We start from the raw sequence: 17575 nt of genomic DNA on the forward strand, positions 1-17575 counted from the left end.
GATAAATGGTATCCTTCATCAAAAACTTGTTCTTATTGTGGTCAAATAAAATCAGATCTAAAGCTAAAAGATAGAATATTCATTTGTGAATGTGGCTTTAAGATTGATAGAGATTTGAACGCAAGTATTAATTTAGCAAATTACCAAATTCAGAGTGCTTAACCTAAACTAAGTTTCTGAATGTGTACGCAACGATACTGCGGAATTTAAGCCTGTTAAGAGTCATATCAAATGAGAGTAGCCTAGGCAAAATCAGATTCATTGAAGCAGGAAGGCACAAGACGAAAATCTAATAGATATAAGTAGTGCCATAGTAGAAATATCTATATTTAGATAGAAATGTATATATTTTTCGTATCGGAATTAGATAATAAAGATTATCCCAATGACACCAAAGGTAAACCAATGAGATTATTAGCACAGATTAATTTTTTGCAAATGCCACATATGGAGTTGTTTCCAACTGATGGAATATTACAGTTTTTTATTTCGGCAGATGATGATATTTACGGTCTCAATAATGATGATTTCACTTGTCAGAAGAATTTTAGAATTATATATCATCAACATATAAATGAAGATATAGATAAGCTTATTACGGATTTTTCTTTTATAGATATAGATGAATATTTTCCTGTACCTATTGAAGCAAAAATGCTATTTCAATTAGATGAAGAAGCAGTATCCATAGAAGACTTTCAATTTGAAAAATATTTCCGTGAGTCAGGACGCTATATTATTGATGATGAAGAGATAGAGTTGTATAGGTAAATAAGTCCTGGATGGAATCATAAAGTTGGAGGATATGCATATTTTACACAGGACGACCCAAGAAAGAAAGCTGACCAAGAGTATAATATTGTGCTGTTACAACTAGATACGGATGATTCAATTGATATGATGTGGGGGGATGCAGGTGTGGCAAACTTTTTTATTAGAAAAGAGGATTTATTAAAATTAGATTTTACTAAAGTATATTATACATTTGACTGTTGTTAAGGAAGGTAGGGTTATAAATGGAAAAATTAAGCCATTCATTTAGTGGATCATTACGCTCATTTTCATATTGGCTTGCCAATGGGACTGTAGGATATCCTTTGTTAGATGATATTGAATATTCGTGTATATTTGAAGAACCAAGTGCTTTAGAGCAAGTCTATGCAATATTCGCTAATGTTATAGAAATGGATGAAAATGGAATAGTTCTAAATTCTAGACATGCTGAAAAAAGAGCGACACAATATATCAGAAGGTATATTGACAAAACGTATGTAGTAGAGCCACCATTTGAAGATTGGGAAGTTGAGTTATATTAAATAGAATAAGTAAAAAAGATATCAAGGTGTTAATGCTAAAATATAAGGGTGGTGGAATTATGGCAATAGATTTTTACATAGCAGATCGTATGAAAAGTATAAATCATGGTGATGAAATGGTTTCATTGGAGGAAAAGACACATAATAAAATATATAAAATTTATAAAAACAATGAACTTAGAGAAGGTATTCAGATTCTTGCAGAACTTGACCCATATGGAGATAGAGTTATAGAAATTAAAGAATTAGAATTGATTATAGAAAATATAAGAAAAGAAATTTCACTAGATGAAGTTCATGGGTCTGTATCAAACTTTTTTAAGGAGTTTATAAAGCTTAGTGAAAGAGCTATTGATAGAAAGATTAAAGTTATTGCAATTGGAGACTAGAGAGGTGAGTTAATGTATTTTAAAGAAAATATAACTAAAAAGGAATATGATACATTGAGATATATTTATGAATATGGTGGTTATGTTAGAGTTAATCATTTAAAAGAAAACTATGAGAATGTAGCTTATAACACTATTTATAGAAGGTTACCCTGATGATGAAACGGATATGCTTTTATTTCAGTGGGGAAAATCTGATGGGAGAAATAGTCAACAATTTGAAGTAAACTTGACAAGACAATTTATAGCAGAAATAGATGAAGATGATGCAAATACTTATCAGTTATCATTGACCTACTATTATGATGTATCGAGTGAATTAAAAAACATAAATAGCGGTAATAAATGGAGTGATGACTTTGATTTAGTAGATGATTTTATTAACTATATAAGAGATCATGAAGTTACTCTAATTACTCAAAATACTCAAATACTTAATGTGAATTTGGAGTTTGAACAAGTATGAGTTAATATCTTCAATTGAAGGAGAATAAATTATGAAGAAATTATTTACAGCTATAAGAAAAAGGGATTATGAATTAGTAAAGGATATAATAAATAAGAAACCAGAATTAGTTAATTGTACAGCTAAACAGCCACCTAAAAAGGATGATGGTCAATCACTGCTACAGGTAGCATTAAAAACAGGAAATTTTCATATTGCAGATTTTCTTATAGATAATGGAGCGAATCTAAACTTTATGGAAGTTGAAGGTTGTAATGAGTGGAAAATGCCTGTGCTACATGATGCTATTAGAGCTGCAATAATGAATTCCAGATATCTTGAAGATAATTTTGATGGGACATGGAAAATAGCACATTCTAAACAAGAATCTAAATATGCATATAAAATTCTTGAGAAAATCATTGATTTAGGTGCCGAAGTTAAATGCTACGATTCATATGATAATTCTACGATAGGTAGAGCAATTTTAGATGCAAGACAGATATTACCAACTGTTAATCATTCAGATTCATCATGGGTAGATTTTAGACCTTTAAATGATGAATTAATTGAAGATTTAAAAGCAATATTTGATTTATTAATAAAAAACGGTGGAGATGTAGACGAAATTGATCCTAAATTAGAAATGACATATCGAGAATATTGTCAAATGGAACCAGTATACCAATTTATAAAATGAAATTACCATTAAATTATGAATGGGTAGAAATTCACTCAAAAACAATAAAATCTCCTACTTCTGTGAAGAGATTTTATTATTTTCTACAAAAAACTCCCGTAGGGTCTTTATATTTTCATTCAGGTCTAGAGGGTCTATTGCTTCTACCTCGCTTTTTACTAACTTAATATCTTTATTTGTATTCTCATTTACAGACCAATTCTGATAAATATCTAGTATATCTTCTTTTCGTTCCCTTAAAGGATGAATATTCAAATAGAGTAGGATTTCATCTTTTAAGGATTCAATGATACCTTCTGATTGTAGAGAGGGTATGGTAAAAATAATTCTTACGTCAAAGGTAAGGAACTTTCTACCTCCTACACGCTTAATCTTAGAAGTTTTTATATAACGTGCTATGAGCTTTTGAATGTCTTTTGATAACTTATGAATATTTTTTATTATCAAAATACCGCCTTCTGTCTTTTCGATTAATCCCAATTGGTGATTTTTTTCCGTTCCAAAGAGATATTCTTTTAGCTGGGATTGAGTACCTGTAACTTGGTTTCCATCCAATTGGAAGCAGGGGGCATACTTTCGTGTACTTTTTGAGTGAATGTATCTAGCTAAGGTACTTTTTCCTACACCCTCTTCACCTACAATAGCTATATGATGGGGCATTATAGAAAAATAATCTGCTATATTTAATAATTTTTGCCAATGCAGGGACTTACCATAAATCTTAGGAACATATGAATTAGTTTTTTCTATGATTTCGTCATAGAGATGTTTTTCTTCTTTTTTTTCTAGAGTATGTTGGTTAAGAACAAGGGCTTCATATAGGCGTGCAAAGCTATTTACAATATGAACAACACTTGGATTTACATTGGTATGTATAAAAACAATATTGAGTGCACCATAAAGTTCACCATCCTTATAAATTGGTGAGGCAATTGAAGTAATGCCATGTAAGGATTTATTATAATTCTCGGCACCCCTTGTAATAATAGTTCTATTTTCCATTAAGGCTAAGGCGATAGGATTTGTTCCAATGTGGCTTTCATCTACGTTAATATAGTATCCAAGCTGAGGATACAATCGCTCATAATTAGTAACAGGGTTAATTATATATTCAAGATTTGCATTTTTATCATAAGTCATAGCATACCAGCCTAGGTGTTTAAAAATATTCAAGAATATTGTTGGTTTTACCATATCTTCTGAAAGTACGTTTTCAATTAAGTAATCCTTCAAACAATCAGGAGAGAGGAAATTGCCAGGGTCCACCTCATAAATAGGTACATTCATACGTTGACATCGAATCCAAGAATGAAAAATAGTAGGGTCTAATGTATGATCGTCGTTTAGCCTATGTTGTGTGAATTTTTCCCATAAGGATAGGATATGCTTCGTACTTTGCTCGTGACTGACATATTTTATATAGATGTCCTCCTTAGCTGGACGTTTAGTGGATTCAACAGGTTGCTTAAATGATTTAGGAAAATTGAAACCCTCTAATAATGTAATTGTACCTTTATGGTCTTGTCCGTAAATTATAGGTATTCCAGATAATATAATTGTATTTAAATCAGAATATATAGTTTTACGTGAGACATTAAACTTATCAGCAAGATATTTAACAGTTACCTTATTATCATTAGCAAGTGCTATTAAAATTTTTATAATTCGATTTAACTTCATAGTCCTGAATCCCTCTTTCGATAAAATAGTTTGTTTAATCATTAAGGTTTAGTATTTTCATAACATTATTATAGCATTCTCACAGTAAAATGTTTATTACATTTCATGGAGCAATGCCTATTCATATGGAATAGCAGTAATATTAGTTTAAAAAATCATACCTATGGACAGACTTCTCTATAAGAGGAGGCGATCAAATTATGATTGATGATAAAAAATTAAACATATTTATTAAAGGAATGGATTGTGCTATAGAAAGTATACAGAGCTGTTTAGAGGAGCATGATGAAGACTTATCTATAGAAAAGAAAAAATCCTATGAGAGGATGATAGCAGGATATCAAGATACAAAGGCGAATGTTGAATCTAAAATAATTAATAAAAAAATAGAGTGAAAAAGATAGACTTGGAGACGAGTCTATCTTTTAATGTACTAAGGTATTATAAATTTCTTGTTTTATGGATAACTTGTCAAGAAAGATACGCTTACAATTATTTTGAGCAACGGAGCCCATAGGGATCGTTGGTGAGATGAGTAATCGTGTTAGCGAGTAGACTAATTTTTAATTTGAGTTGTTTTCAGAAAATAAAAAAATTGTCGTAAAGTATAGAAATTTCTTGGATTGTATTATATAATGTATTAAATTAAAATTTTATATATAATTTTAAAATGAGATTGAGGTTTGAAATGAGGTGTAAATTATGATGGAAAAAAAATATGGTCTTTGGACTACAGTTGCTATGGTTATTGGTATAGTAATAGGGTCAGGTGTATTCTTTAAGGCTGATAATATTCTTATGGCTTCAGGTGGAAATGTAAAAACAGCTTTAATTGCTTGGCTAGTTGGAGCTGTTTCTATGATTTTTGGAGCTTTAGTTTTTGCAGAGTGCTCAAATAGGTTTGAAAGGTCTAATGGTATAGTTGATTATGCTGAGGGTATAGTTTCTGAAAAGTTTGCTTATTTAATAGGTTGGTTTAATGCAATCATTTATTATCCAGCACTAGCTGCGGTATTATCGTGGGTAGCTGCTAATTATACTGCTATTTTATTTAATCAAGAAGGAAATTTTGTATGGATTATGTCTGCTATATATATGCTTGGAATATATACTATGAACTATTTGTCACCTATATTATCAGGAAAGTTCCAAGTGGCTTCAACAGTGATTAAAATTGTTCCTTTAATTATTATATCTGTAGTTGGTATATTCCAAGGTGTGAACAATGGGATCTTAGTTGAAAATTTTTCTAATGTAACGAGTGTAGTTGATGGAGGACATGGATTTGCAGCTGCTGTACTAGGAACGGCATTTGCATATGAAGGATGGATTATTGCAACAACAATTAATGGAGAAATAAAGGATTCTAAAAAAACTCTTCCTAAGGCTCTTATATTTGGAAGTTTAACTATAGTAGTTATATATATTTCATATTTCCTTGGTATAGTTGGAATTATTCCATCTCAGACTATTATAGAACAAGGAGATAATGCTGTTAATCTTGTTGCTGGAGCTGTATTTGGAAGTTTAGGAGCATCTGTACTTACTTCGTTCATAATAGTATCGTGTCTAGCTACTCTTAATGGACTTATACTAGGAAGCTCTCGTTCTTTCTATTCATTAGCTATTCGTGGGCAAGGTATAAAGCCAGAGTTTTTTTCTAAGGTAGATAGTAAGACTGATATGCCTAATAATTCTGCTATGGCAAGTTTTGGTTTGATTTGTATGTATCTAGTAATTTGGTATATGAATTTTTCAGGATTATTCCCTGGTGGAATGTTCATAGATATTTCGGAATTGCCAATAGCTTTAATTTATGCATTTTATATGGTTATTTATGTTGCATTTATGATTAAAATGAATGATCTATCAACTGTTAAAAGAATTGTTATTCCTATACTTGCTCTTATAGGGGCATCGGTAGTTGTATATGGTGGACTTTCTAAGCCTTCTGTAAAAATTGATTTAGGGATTTCTGCTGTTGTATTTCTTTCGGGTCTGTTGTTTTACAAAAAAGAAACAAATTAAAAATTGTATGAAACTAGAAATATTAAAAAGATGATTTTTGTATAAAAGCAGAAATCATCTTTTTTGATTGCATTAATATATAATTATTAAAGTAGAAATTAAAGATAATTGTAAAAAAATGAAAAATAGTATACAATATTTAATAATATTTAGCTTAGAAGAAGGTGAAATAATGGAGAATAGTGAATTTCTAGGATATATAGGAAGCTATAAAATGCATGATGGAAGAATTAAGAAAATAATTCAAGAAAGAGATAAGCTAAAGGTTATAGTTGAAAGTTATGATAAAGAAATGATATTTATGGAATTTTATGGTGTAAAGGAAATAAATTCGTTTAATCCAGAAGATATGATTCTTTATGGAGTTTGTGAGATGAAAACTCAAGAGCCGTTTAGGGAATTTCGTTTTTTAAATTGGTATGAAGAAAGAGAAGAATATTTAGAGGTTATTGTTATGGGATATAAAAAATAAATTTCAAAAAAGATAATTAGGAGAGAATGTTATGATAGAGTGTATTTTAGGAGTAATTATGATTCTAGTATATATATGTATTCGTATTAGTTATAAAAATAAATATAATTTTATTGTTAATAACAATAAAATTATATTTAATCTTAATGAATCTAGTATAATAAATAATATTTTTGAAATTATATTATTTATTATGATTATAATAGATATGTTATTTTTTAATTCTGATGATGTATTTATGATAGGATTGCTATTGATAATGATGCCTGTAAGTTTTTATAGAAGTAAATTTATAGTTCATTCAAAGGGTATCTTAATTCAAGCAGAAGAATATTCATCTAAAGATATATTATCGTATCAAGTGATGAAATTATCAAAAACACATGTTAGATTTAGAATTTATATAAATGAAAATAATAAAAAAAGATATAAGAGTATTCCCATCAAAAATGAATATAAAGAAGATGTAATAGAAGCTTTGGATGAATTGATAAGCATGAAAACTATATAAGGGAGAGGTTTTATGGATTTAAGCAAAAGGGAACTAGATTTGATATCGCTTAGTCTGTTTAGATTAACAATAGAGAAAAAAGCATTTCTAGGAGATAGAGAAGATAAAGAATTAATAAAAATGATAGAAGAATTAGAGAAACTAAGTTCTAAAATTGATACAGGGAGACTTTTAAAATAGAAATATACATTAAAAATCCAAATTAAAGAAGGGATTAAATTCAAATCATCGATAATGTACAAAATATATATAGCAAAGATTTTGATTTAGAATAAAATAAAATTAATTGAAAATAATATATATAATAAAAAATGAGAGTTTGAATTTAAACTCTCATTTTTTGTTAAACAGTAATTAAAATTTTTGGTTGGAGGGAAATTTATGAATATTATAACAGTGTGGAGCAAAGTAATTCAAAATAGTGATAGATTAAAGCAAAGTATAAAAGATATAGATTTTCAACAAGATAATTTAAATAATCTAATAAAATATACTAAAGAGTATTTTGAGAATGTTAAAAAATTTAAAAATTTAATATCCAATAAAGATGATAATAATCAATATAAAATATACAATGAATATTTAGAAGTTAATCTTGGTATAATAGGGAATGAATTTATGAATATTAAAGAAAAAAATATAGATTTATATAATACTTTGATAAACAGTATAGAGGAACTTCATATAAAAGAGTTAGAATATTATAATAAGAAACTTATAGAAGATTATACACCTTATGATATTCATAGATTAAAAGGCAAAAAAGATGAAGAATATAATGGATGGTACTAAATTTCATATCATTTCAAATGTAGCATTTACTTGAGCCAAAACGTCTATAAGTCCACCTTGAATAGGTGGAGCACCATTTGTAGCTGCATAAGTTTTGGAATATACTGGAGATTGACCAAATGATGTTTCTTTTATAGTTAAAGGTATATTGTTAACTTTTGTATTTAATGAAGTAGCTATATTATTAGCTTTTTTTACAGAATCTTTAACTGCCAAATCCAAAGCTTTATCATAATAATACTTTTGATTAGATAAACCAAATGTTACTCCACCCTCTATATTTGCTCCATTCTTAAGAGCTACATCGTAGACTTCTCCCACTTGGTCTATATTTTTTACAGTCACTTCAAGTATGTGTCTTACTTCGTAGTTTCTGAATTTTTGTTTTCCATTTATATAGTCGTAGTTGGTTTTTACTGAATAATTTACAGTCTGTATATCCTCATCTTCTATTCCTATGTTATTTAAACCTTTAATTACGTTGTTTGATAGCTTAGTATTCTCAGTCTGTGCTTTTTCTAAATCCTTATCTTGGGTTATTACTCCTACTGTTACTGTTGCCATATCTGGTGGCACTTGTATAGTTCCGATTCCTACAACTGATATTGACCCATCGTTATTTGATTTCTTGTCTTCACTTCTATTCATTGTAGGTCTTTTAGTATATGAAGGGGTATATGGAATCATTATAAACCTCCTTTTAAAAAATTTTCGATGAATACTATCATAGTATGAATGATAATTAATATTGTGAATGGGATTTATTATGATAATTGGAATTTATATCCGTACCATATTTTCTGGTTTTATTATAGAATATATGTATTATATAATAAAATGAAACTTTTTTGATTAAAAGTCGTCTAATAAATACAAGGGGCTTTTAAATTTAAGGAGGGTAGAACTTGGATTTAAATGAAAATCAATTAATTAAAAAATGCATAGATGGGGACATTGATGCATTTGAAAAGCTTATAGACAAGTATAAGCAGACTGCGTACAATATAGCATTAGGAATTGTAAAAAATCCTGATGATGCTATGGATGTATCTCAAGAAGCCTTGATTAAGGTCTATAGGTATATTAAAAACTTTAACCAGAAATCTTCTTTTTCAACTTGGCTCTATAGAATAGTTATGAATACTTGTCTTGATTATATGAAGAAGAATGAAAAAAACAAGGTGATACCGATAAATGATGAGATTATAAATAGGGAGGATACTTATATAGATAGCAATCCTCAAAAAATATTAGATAAAAAAATAGAGACTAAACAAATACGAGATGCAATAGATAAATTACCATCTATTCAAAAAACAGCAATTATACTACGAGATATACAAGGTTTTAGTTATGAAGAAATAGCTAATATAACAGAATGTTCAATCGGAACTGTTAAATCGAGGATTAAGCGAGGTCGGGAAAAACTAAAGGAGATATTAAAACAAAGTATGAAGGAAGAATGCTTTGGTTAAAAGAAAGGAGAATTCATATGAACTGTGATAAATTCAGAGAAAATATTTCATATTATATAGATGATATTTTAGATGATAACGATAAGAGTGCGTTTGAAAATCATATGAACAATTGCGAAAAATGCAAATGTGAGTATGAACAGATGATTATTTTGATAGACAGTTTAAATAGTGTTGAACAGGTTCCGCTACCTGATAATTATGATGAAACATTAAGAAATAAATTAAAAAATGAGAAAGTTAAAGATAAAAGAAAATGGAGTAAATACATGTATATTGCTGCATCTTTAGCTATAGTATTTTTTAGTGTACAAAATATTGATAAGTTTGAAAGGATAGATATTCAAGAAAATTCTAATATAGAAATTAGTGAGAATGCTAATAAAGATGTACAGCAAAGTCCTTCGGCAATTAGTGATTCAGAAAATGCTAAGGATGAAAATAATAATGTAGAGAAACGTGATATAGTAGATAGAGTTTCAGATAATGAAAAAACTAATACAGATGTACAGCAAAGTCTTTCGGCAATTAGTGGTTCAGAAAATACTGAGGGTGAAAATGATAATGTAGAGAAACATGATTCAGTAGATAGGGTTTCTGATAATGAAAAAACTAATACAAGTGTACCGACTTCTGTAGAGGATCAAAAGCCTATTGAAAATATAGAAGTTGTGCAAAATGAAAAAGATGAGAATAATATGATGAGTATTCAAATGACCTCGGATGAACCTTTACAAAAAAATAGTAAAAGTATAGCTCAATTTAGTATGAATAATGAATATCAAAAGAATATTAAGGTAGGAGATGCTTTTGACATTATGCTTGAGAATTCAAAAGGAACTAAGTATTCTATGATATATGAGGATGAGAATGGTTTAATAGAGTTGATATCGAAAAGTATTTCTGAAGGTGAAGAAATTTATTCAAGTACATGGGGATTTAGAGCTAGTAAAGAGGGAACTATTAATATAATCTATATACTTCATAATGAAAATGATGAAAATGATGTATACGATGAGATTGTATATGAGATAAATATACAAGAATAGGTCTTGATAAAATATCAAGACCTATTTTTAATCTTTTTATCTATTAATCCAGTAGCATGGCCCATAGGACATACTTGACACCAACTTCTTGGCTTAAAAACTACACCCATTATAATACCAACTACAAGAGATGCCATCATAAATCTAAAAATTGAAAAACCTATTTTTTTTATATCAGGGCCTGCATGTATTAAAGATATAGTGAGCATTATAAACATTAAGCTCAGTAATATATTTTTTACAGTGTTACTTCTAAATGATTTAGGTAAATTGTTTTTAAAACTTATATTATTTAAAAATTTACCTAATAAGGATCCTCTAGGGCAGTAGTGAGAACAATGAACCTTGCCTCTTCCTTTAATAGCATGATACATTGGTACTGTCATGCAAATAAATCCTAAGATTCCAAATCTAATATCCAAAATTGATAATGTAATAAATAAAATCATGAAAATCCATGACCAATTCATATGTGATTTTCTATTTTTTTTCATTATGATAACCTCCATAAAATTAAAATATCTTTATATCTATATATTATGATATAAAGATGAAAATATCAAGAGTTATTTTGAAATATATAAAATGCCAGATCACATATTATAAATCTAAACTATATAATATATGAGCAACTTAATTTAAGCAATTAAGTATAAGAGGTGAATGGTATGGAGTATATACAAGCTAAAAAGTACGATTTTGAAGAGGTAAATGGAATGAGCTTAAATCAACTAAATCAACATTACAAGTTATATGAAGGATATGTAAATAAGACAAATGAAATATGGACTATATTAAATGAAAATAAGTTATATGAAAATCCTAATCCTACTTTTAGTGATACAAGAAGTTTAATGTTAGGTCAAAGCTATTCTGTTGATGGAGTTAAGCTTCATGAATTGTATTTTTCTAACCTGATAGGAGGAAATAACAAACCTTATGGTGATATACTAAACGAAATACAAAAAAAATACGGATCATATGAGTTTTTTAAAGATAGATTTAAAGATGTAGGATTGTCAATGAGAGGATGGGTAGTACTTTCTATTGACCCTTTAGATAATAATCTTCATATATATGGGCTTGATGCACATGATGTAGGTACAGTATTAACGGCGTATCCTCTTCTTGTTATGGATGTTTATGAACATGCTTATATGATTGATTTTGGAATAGATAGAAAAAAATATATAGATGTATTTATGAAAAATATAAATTGGGATGTAGTGAATGAACGATTTATGAATTATAAAAAAATAAATAAAGATTTTCCTAGGAAATATAGATCTACTTCTGATAAAATTAATATAGAAAAAATGTATGGATGGGCGAATTATTGCAAAGACTAAGAAAAACTATGATTATAATCATAGTTTTTTGTGTTAATGAAGAAATAATGAATAGGGAATAAGGTGTAAATACTACAAATAAGAAAAAGAAGGGAATTTAATATGGATGAAAGACAGCAAATGATGGCAAATTACCCTATTAATAAACTTATATTAAAATTTTCTATACCAGCTATAATAGGAATGCTTGTAAATGCTTTATATAATGTAGCAGATGGGATATTTATAGGTAAAGGAGTTGGAGCATTAGCTTTAGGAGGAGTTACTATTGCTATGCCAGTTATGATGGTTATGATGGCTATAGCCTTGATGGTTGGAGTTGGAGCATCATCCGTTATTTCAAGGAGAATAGGAGAAGGAAATATAGAAGGAGCACAAAAGCTACTTGCAGAGGCTATATTTTTTAATTTAATAATAAACTTAATAATTAGCATTATTATACTTATTTTTATGGATGAGATTCTTATATTGTGTGGTGCTACACCAAATATATTACCTTATGCTAAAGATTATATGAAGATAATAGCATTTGGTATAGTCATCAATAGCTTTGCTATGTCGTCAAATCATACTATAAGAGCTCAAGGGAATGCTAAAACTGCTATGATAAGTATGGTGATTGGGGCTGTTGTGAATATAATACTTGATTATATTCTTATATTTGTATTTAAAATGGGAGTTACTGGAGCTGCTCTTGCTACTATAATAGCTCAAACCTTTAGTGCTATTTGGATTCTTATGTACTATTTAAAAGGTAATAGTATGCTTAAAATAAAGATTTCAAACATGAATTTTACAATAAAAAATATAAAAGAAATTGTAAGTGTAGGTATGGCCACATTTTTTAGACAAATATCAGGAAGCTTATTGATGATTATAGTAAATAATACACTAGTGGCTTATGGAAATGATTATTATATTGTTGCTCTTGGAATAATAAATAGAGTTATGATGTTTATGTTTATGCCTTTATATGGTATAGTTCAGGGATTTCAGCCTATAGCAGGGTTTAATTATGGAGCTAAAAAGTTTAAAAGGGTTCAAGAAAGCTTAAAATATGCAAATATATATGCAACTATATTAAGTGTAGGTGGTTTTTTAGTAGCACTTATATTTCCAACTCAGGTTATGAAGATATTTACAAGTGATAAAACTACTATAGATATAGGTGTAGATGCACTTTCTATGATGATTTGGGGTCTTCCTGTTGTTGGGATTCAAGCTATAGGTGCTAGCTGGTTTCAGGCTACAGGAAAGGCAACTGAGTCGGTTGTTCTTACTATATCAAGACAAATAATTATGCTAATACCTTTAGTTATTATACTTCCTAAGTTTATTGGAGTTAACGGTGTTTTCTATTCATATCCTATATCTGATATTGGTTCGTTTTTGATCACTTTGGTTCTACTTGCTAAAGAAAATATAGTTTTAAAAAAGCATAGAATAAAAGAGGAATTTTAAAAAATATATAATAGTAACTTATGTTACTGAAAAAAGTATTTAAAAAAATTATAATATGGGTATAATAAGAATTATAGCTTATTTGATTAAATAGAGGTGAGAATTGTGGGAGTACATTCTGGGAATTTACAAAAGATAAAAGATGGAAAGCGGAGATTTGCTATAACTCCTCATATACCAGGTGGTTTTGTAACGGCGGATACAATGATAAAGATAGCCGATACGGCTAAAAAATATAATGGAATAATTAAGATAACATCTGGACAGAGAATAATGATAACTAATCTAAAAGAAGAAGATTTAAGTGAAATATGGAAAGACTTAGGTATGGAGCCAGCAGTTAAAAATCAATATTCAATAAAGAATGTAGAGATGTGCCCAGCGGGTTTTTGTAAAAGATCAAAGGAGAATACTATAAGAATAGGCATGAAGATAAGCAGAAACTTTCATGGAAAGGAAATGCCAAATAGAACTAAAATAGCTGTTGCAGGGTGTAGGAATGCATGTGCTAGTGCCTATGCAAAAGATATAGCTCTAATAGCTACTAAAGAAGGTTTTATTATAGCAGCAGGTGGAAGCGCAGGGTTTCACCAGAGAATGGCAGATATAATAGCTGAAAAAATAAGTGAAGAAGATGCATATAGATTAGTAGAAATAATACTTGAATATTATAATGAAAATGCGTTACTTGGTGAAAAGTTAGGATTTTTTATAGATAGAATAGGTGTAGAAAAATTTAGAAATGATGTAGTTGAAAAATTATAAATATATGATAATATTATAGTTATAGAAAATAAGGAGGTAATTTATTATGAAAATAACTAAGGATATGTTAATATCAGAGGTTTTAAGACACAACCCTAATGCAGGACCAATACTTATGGGATTTGGAATGGGATGCATAGGATGCCCATCTGCTCAAATGGAAAGCTTAGAAGAAGCTGCTGCTGTTCACGGTATAAACTTAGATGCTTTAATTGAAAAGTTAAATGAAGGAATAGAGTAAATATTAATTTTAGCTAAAAATTGTATAAATTAATATCTAATGGATAAAATAACCTCTAAAAGGAGGTTATTTTTATGTTTGAGAAAAAAAGATCTTCTAAAATTCCTATTTTGCTTATAGCTATATTAACCCTTGTGGGAGGGTTTTATATGGGAAAAGTGCTTGAAAAAGAAGATAGAGGTGAACCTGTAACAAAAACTGTAGTGGCTGAAGAGCGTAAAAAAGAAAAAAATGTTAAGATTGAAGTCATTAACAAGAAAGACGATGTATTAGTAGATAAGAATACTGTTCTTAAAATAACTACTAAATACGATAAGTGTGGGCATGTACAAACAAAGGAAAAAACTGCTTCAAAAGAAATTATCGGATTGAGTGAGACCGAATTTAAAGAGTATATGAAAAAGAATTATTCTAAATTTAAATTGCTAAGCTTTAAGTCTGAAGAAATTAATTTATTAAAGGAAATAAATAGTTATTGTGATAAACACTATGAAATAGGTGAGGACAATGGATACATAGTCATATATAAATACGATGAAAATGGAAATAAAAATCTAGTTGAAAAAACACAATCTTCGATATCTTCACTTCCTTCAGTAGATCAAGAACAGATAAAATCTGGTCTTATATTAAATTCTTTAGATGAACTAAATGAAAGGCTTGAAGATTTCCTAAGCTAAAATAAAACCTATGATATTTGGTAATAAATATCATAGGTTTTATTATTTTTAAAAGTATTATATAATTATATAGAATATATGTTTGGGAGATGAAGAAATGATTGTATTGGGAATTGACCCGGGGATTGCTATACTTGGGTATGGTATTATAGAGTATAAAGGAAATAATTTTAAGGTTATAGATTATGGAGCTATACAAACATCCTCTAAGTTAGACGTGTTTAAAAGACTTGAAAAGATATATGAAGGATTAGATTTTCTTATTAAAAAATATAAAGTAGATGAGATTGGAATAGAGGAATTATTTTTTAATAAGAATGTAAAAACTGCTATAACAGTAGCACAGGCGAGAGGGGTTGCTATGCTTGCTTGTGCTCATAATAATATAAAAACATATGAATATACTCCTTTACAGGTAAAACAAGGAGTAGTGGGCTATGGAAGGGCACAAAAGGCTCAAGTACAAACTATGGTTAAATCACTTCTTAATTTAAGAGAAGTTCCAAAGCCAGATGATGTTGCTGATGCTTTAGCTGTTGCTATATGCCATTGTCATTCTAACAGACTTGAAAAAATAATAGGAAGATAGGGAGGAAATTATGTATCAGTATATAAAAGGTATAGTAGAAGAAATTAATATTGACTTTATAGTTGTGGAGTGTAATGGAATTGGTTATAGGATAAATACATCTCAAAATACTATATGTGATGTTAAAAGAAATGAGGAAGCAAAGATATACACAAAGCTTATAGTTAGAGAAGATGATATGAGTATATGTGGCTTTAAAACTAAGGAAGAGCTTAAAATGTTCGAACTTTTAAATTCAGTTTCAAAAATAGGGCCTAAAGTGGCGCTTGGTATATTGTCATTTTCAGAACCTAAGAGATTAGGAGCTTTTATATTAAGTGAAGATATAGGGGCTTTGTCTAAAGCTCCTGGTGTTGGCAAGAAAACTGCTGAGAGGATGATACTTGAGCTTAAGGACAAGATAGACAAGCATAATGTTGAATTTGAGCAAACATTACTTACTGGGTCTAATAAAAAGATAATTGGAACGGACGAAGCATTACAAGCTTTAGTTGCATTAGGGTATTCTCTAGCTGAGGCAAAAGAGGCGACTAATAAGTTGAAGAAGGAATGTAGTGATACTGAAGAGCTTATAAAGAAGTGTCTTATGTATTTGATGAAATAAATAAGGAGGATATGAATGTTTACTGAAGAGGATAGAATTATAACTTCTGGCATGAAAAATGAGGATGTTGATATAGAGAGTAGTTTAAGACCTAAAAATCTTAATGATTATCTAGGGCAAGAAAAAGCTAAGGAAAAGCTTAATATATTTATAGAAGCGGCAAAGAATAGAGGTGAGCAGTTAGACCATGTTTTATTATATGGACCACCAGGACTAGGTAAGACAACTCTTTCTACCATAATATCTAATGAGATGGGTGTTAATATAAGAATAACATCTGGACCTGCAATTGAGAGAGCTGGTGATTTGGCTGCTATACTTACTAATTTGAATGAAAATGATGTTTTGTTTATAGATGAGATACATAGGATAAATAGGAATGTTGAGGAAGTTTTATATCCTGCTATGGAGGATTTTTGTCTTGATATAATAATTGGAAAGGGTCCTTCTGCAAGGTCTATAAGATTAGATCTTCCAAAATTTACATTGATAGGGGCAACTACAAGAGCAGGTATGCTTACATCTCCTTTAAGGGATAGATTTGGAGTTATATGTAAGCTTGATTTATATAACGTAGATGAGCTTTCTAGTATAGTCAAAAGATCAGCTGGAATACTTGGTTGTGATATAGATGAGAGAGCCGCTATTGAAATAGGTAAAAGGTCAAGAGGAACACCAAGGATTGCAAATAGGTTATTAAAGAGGGTTAGAGATTATGCCGAAGTTAAAGGAGACGGTATTATAACTGAAAAAATAGCAGATCTTGCTCTTGAAATGTTAGAAATTGATCCATTAGGTCTTGATTATATAGACAAAAAGCTTATGATGGATATAATTGAAAAATTCTCAGGAGGACCTGTAGGTCTTGACACTCTTGCTGCGGCTATAGGGGAGGATAGAAATACTATAGAAGATGTGTATGAGCCTTACTTAATACAATTAGGATTTATAGATAGAAAGCCTAGAGGTAGGGTAGCTACTTTAAATGCTTATAAGCATTTTAATATTTCATATGAGAAATAATCAAAA

The 17575-nt window shown here is 29.2% G+C and carries 25 protein-coding genes and 1 pseudogene; 23 read left to right on the forward strand and 3 right to left on the reverse strand.

The features are described from left to right. From N4A48_RS15020 to N4A48_RS14070, 7 genes and pseudogenes are all read left to right on the forward strand, one after another. A partial coding sequence (locus tag N4A48_RS15020; protein WP_293667070.1) for a zinc ribbon domain-containing protein occupies positions 1-162 on the forward strand: 162 nt, incomplete at its 5' end. A 177-nt stretch (positions 163-339) separates the two neighbouring features. Next, a pseudogene (locus N4A48_RS14045) lies at positions 340-999 on the forward strand (YwqG family protein). Between the two features lie 17 nt (positions 1000-1016). Further along, the gene (locus tag N4A48_RS14050; protein WP_293666973.1) at positions 1017-1316 is read left to right on the forward strand and encodes a DUF7677 family protein; all 300 of its coding nucleotides are present in this window, start codon (positions 1017-1019) and stop codon (positions 1314-1316) included. Between the two features lie 59 nt (positions 1317-1375). Further along, complete coding sequence (locus N4A48_RS14055) at positions 1376-1705, forward strand: hypothetical protein (RefSeq protein WP_293666975.1); 330 nt, start codon at positions 1376-1378, stop codon at positions 1703-1705. A 12-nt stretch (positions 1706-1717) separates the two neighbouring features. After that, a complete protein-coding gene (locus N4A48_RS14060; protein WP_293666976.1) occupies positions 1718-1861 on the forward strand; it encodes a hypothetical protein in 144 nt (47 codons plus the stop codon). A gap of 13 nt (positions 1862-1874) precedes the next feature. Then, positions 1875-2171, forward strand: coding sequence for a hypothetical protein (locus tag N4A48_RS14065; RefSeq protein WP_293666978.1), 297 nt, complete (start codon positions 1875-1877; stop codon positions 2169-2171). A gap of 31 nt (positions 2172-2202) precedes the next feature. Then, positions 2203-2850, forward strand: coding sequence for an ankyrin repeat domain-containing protein (locus N4A48_RS14070; RefSeq protein ID WP_293666980.1), 648 nt, complete (start codon positions 2203-2205; stop codon positions 2848-2850). Between the two features lie 54 nt (positions 2851-2904). Here the strand turns inward: N4A48_RS14070 and N4A48_RS14075 are convergent, their stop codons facing one another. Beyond that, positions 2905-4530, reverse strand: coding sequence for a sigma 54-interacting transcriptional regulator (locus N4A48_RS14075; protein ID WP_293666982.1), 1626 nt, complete (start codon positions 4528-4530; stop codon positions 2905-2907). A gap of 200 nt (positions 4531-4730) precedes the next feature. Here N4A48_RS14075 and N4A48_RS14080 point away from each other — a divergent pair, with 200 nt between their 5' ends. The 6 genes from N4A48_RS14080 (at position 4731) to N4A48_RS14105 (ending at position 8333) form a co-directional block, all read left to right on the forward strand. Beyond that, complete coding sequence (locus tag N4A48_RS14080; protein ID WP_293666983.1) at positions 4731-4925, forward strand: hypothetical protein; 195 nt, start codon at positions 4731-4733, stop codon at positions 4923-4925. Positions 4926-5232: 307 nt separating this feature from the next. Beyond that, on the forward strand, positions 5233-6558 hold the full coding sequence (locus N4A48_RS14085; RefSeq protein ID WP_293666985.1) for an APC family permease: 1326 nt from the start codon (positions 5233-5235) through the stop codon (positions 6556-6558). Between the two features lie 118 nt (positions 6559-6676). Continuing rightward, positions 6677-7030 carry a hypothetical protein gene (locus N4A48_RS14090; RefSeq protein ID WP_293666986.1) on the forward strand — a complete coding sequence of 118 codons (354 nt, stop codon included), beginning with the start codon at positions 6677-6679 and terminating at the stop codon, positions 7028-7030. A 31-nt stretch (positions 7031-7061) separates the two neighbouring features. Further along, entirely contained in the window at positions 7062-7541 is a 480-nt protein-coding gene (locus tag N4A48_RS14095; RefSeq protein WP_293666988.1) for a hypothetical protein, read from the forward strand. Between the two features lie 12 nt (positions 7542-7553). Then, on the forward strand, positions 7554-7721 hold the full coding sequence (locus N4A48_RS14100; protein WP_293666989.1) for a hypothetical protein: 168 nt from the start codon (positions 7554-7556) through the stop codon (positions 7719-7721). Positions 7722-7922: 201 nt separating this feature from the next. Continuing rightward, complete coding sequence (locus tag N4A48_RS14105) at positions 7923-8333, forward strand: hypothetical protein (RefSeq protein WP_293666990.1); 411 nt, start codon at positions 7923-7925, stop codon at positions 8331-8333. Between the two features lie 3 nt (positions 8334-8336). Here the strand turns inward: N4A48_RS14105 and N4A48_RS14110 are convergent, their stop codons facing one another. Beyond that, a complete protein-coding gene (locus tag N4A48_RS14110) occupies positions 8337-9020 on the reverse strand; it encodes an SIMPL domain-containing protein (protein ID WP_293666991.1) in 684 nt (227 codons plus the stop codon). A 218-nt stretch (positions 9021-9238) separates the two neighbouring features. On the opposite strand from N4A48_RS14110, the gene N4A48_RS14115 reads away from it, so the two are divergent. Further along, on the forward strand, positions 9239-9808 hold the full coding sequence (locus N4A48_RS14115) for an RNA polymerase sigma factor (protein WP_293666992.1): 570 nt from the start codon (positions 9239-9241) through the stop codon (positions 9806-9808). Positions 9809-9825: 17 nt separating this feature from the next. Next, positions 9826-10857, forward strand: a complete 1032-nt coding sequence (locus N4A48_RS14120) for an anti-sigma factor family protein (protein WP_293666993.1) — start codon at positions 9826-9828, stop codon at positions 10855-10857. 14 nt (positions 10858-10871) lie between these two features. On the opposite strand, the gene N4A48_RS14125 is transcribed toward N4A48_RS14120, so the two are convergent. Then, the gene (locus N4A48_RS14125) at positions 10872-11351 is read right to left on the reverse strand and encodes a 4Fe-4S binding protein (RefSeq protein ID WP_293666994.1); all 480 of its coding nucleotides are present in this window, start codon (positions 11349-11351) and stop codon (positions 10872-10874) included. Positions 11352-11525: 174 nt separating this feature from the next. On the opposite strand from N4A48_RS14125, the gene N4A48_RS14130 reads away from it, so the two are divergent. From N4A48_RS14130 to ruvB, 8 genes are all read left to right on the forward strand, one after another. After that, entirely contained in the window at positions 11526-12206 is a 681-nt protein-coding gene (locus tag N4A48_RS14130) for a superoxide dismutase (RefSeq protein WP_293666995.1), read from the forward strand. A 102-nt stretch (positions 12207-12308) separates the two neighbouring features. Next, a complete protein-coding gene (locus N4A48_RS14135; RefSeq protein WP_293666996.1) occupies positions 12309-13667 on the forward strand; it encodes an MATE family efflux transporter in 1359 nt (452 codons plus the stop codon). A 105-nt stretch (positions 13668-13772) separates the two neighbouring features. Beyond that, a complete protein-coding gene (locus N4A48_RS14140; protein ID WP_293666997.1) occupies positions 13773-14432 on the forward strand; it encodes an NAD(P)/FAD-dependent oxidoreductase in 660 nt (219 codons plus the stop codon). Positions 14433-14478: 46 nt separating this feature from the next. Then, entirely contained in the window at positions 14479-14673 is a 195-nt protein-coding gene (locus tag N4A48_RS14145) for a DUF1858 domain-containing protein (protein WP_293666999.1), read from the forward strand. Positions 14674-14747: 74 nt separating this feature from the next. After that, complete coding sequence (locus N4A48_RS14150; RefSeq protein ID WP_293667000.1) at positions 14748-15353, forward strand: hypothetical protein; 606 nt, start codon at positions 14748-14750, stop codon at positions 15351-15353. Positions 15354-15450: 97 nt separating this feature from the next. Then, entirely contained in the window at positions 15451-15942 is a 492-nt protein-coding gene (gene ruvC / locus N4A48_RS14155; protein WP_293667002.1) for a crossover junction endodeoxyribonuclease RuvC, read from the forward strand. 10 nt (positions 15943-15952) lie between these two features. Beyond that, positions 15953-16546 (forward strand): Holliday junction branch migration protein RuvA, encoded by a 594-nt coding sequence (gene ruvA, locus N4A48_RS14160; RefSeq protein WP_293667003.1) that lies wholly within the window; start codon positions 15953-15955, stop codon positions 16544-16546. A gap of 15 nt (positions 16547-16561) precedes the next feature. Then, positions 16562-17569 (forward strand): Holliday junction branch migration DNA helicase RuvB, encoded by a 1008-nt coding sequence (gene ruvB / locus N4A48_RS14165; RefSeq protein ID WP_293667005.1) that lies wholly within the window; start codon positions 16562-16564, stop codon positions 17567-17569. The last annotated feature ends 6 nt before the right edge of the window (positions 17570-17575 follow it).

The sequence above is a fragment of the Tepidibacter sp. genome, from assembly GCF_025210165.1.
GTDB lineage: Bacteria > Bacillota > Clostridia > Peptostreptococcales > Peptostreptococcaceae > Tepidibacter_A.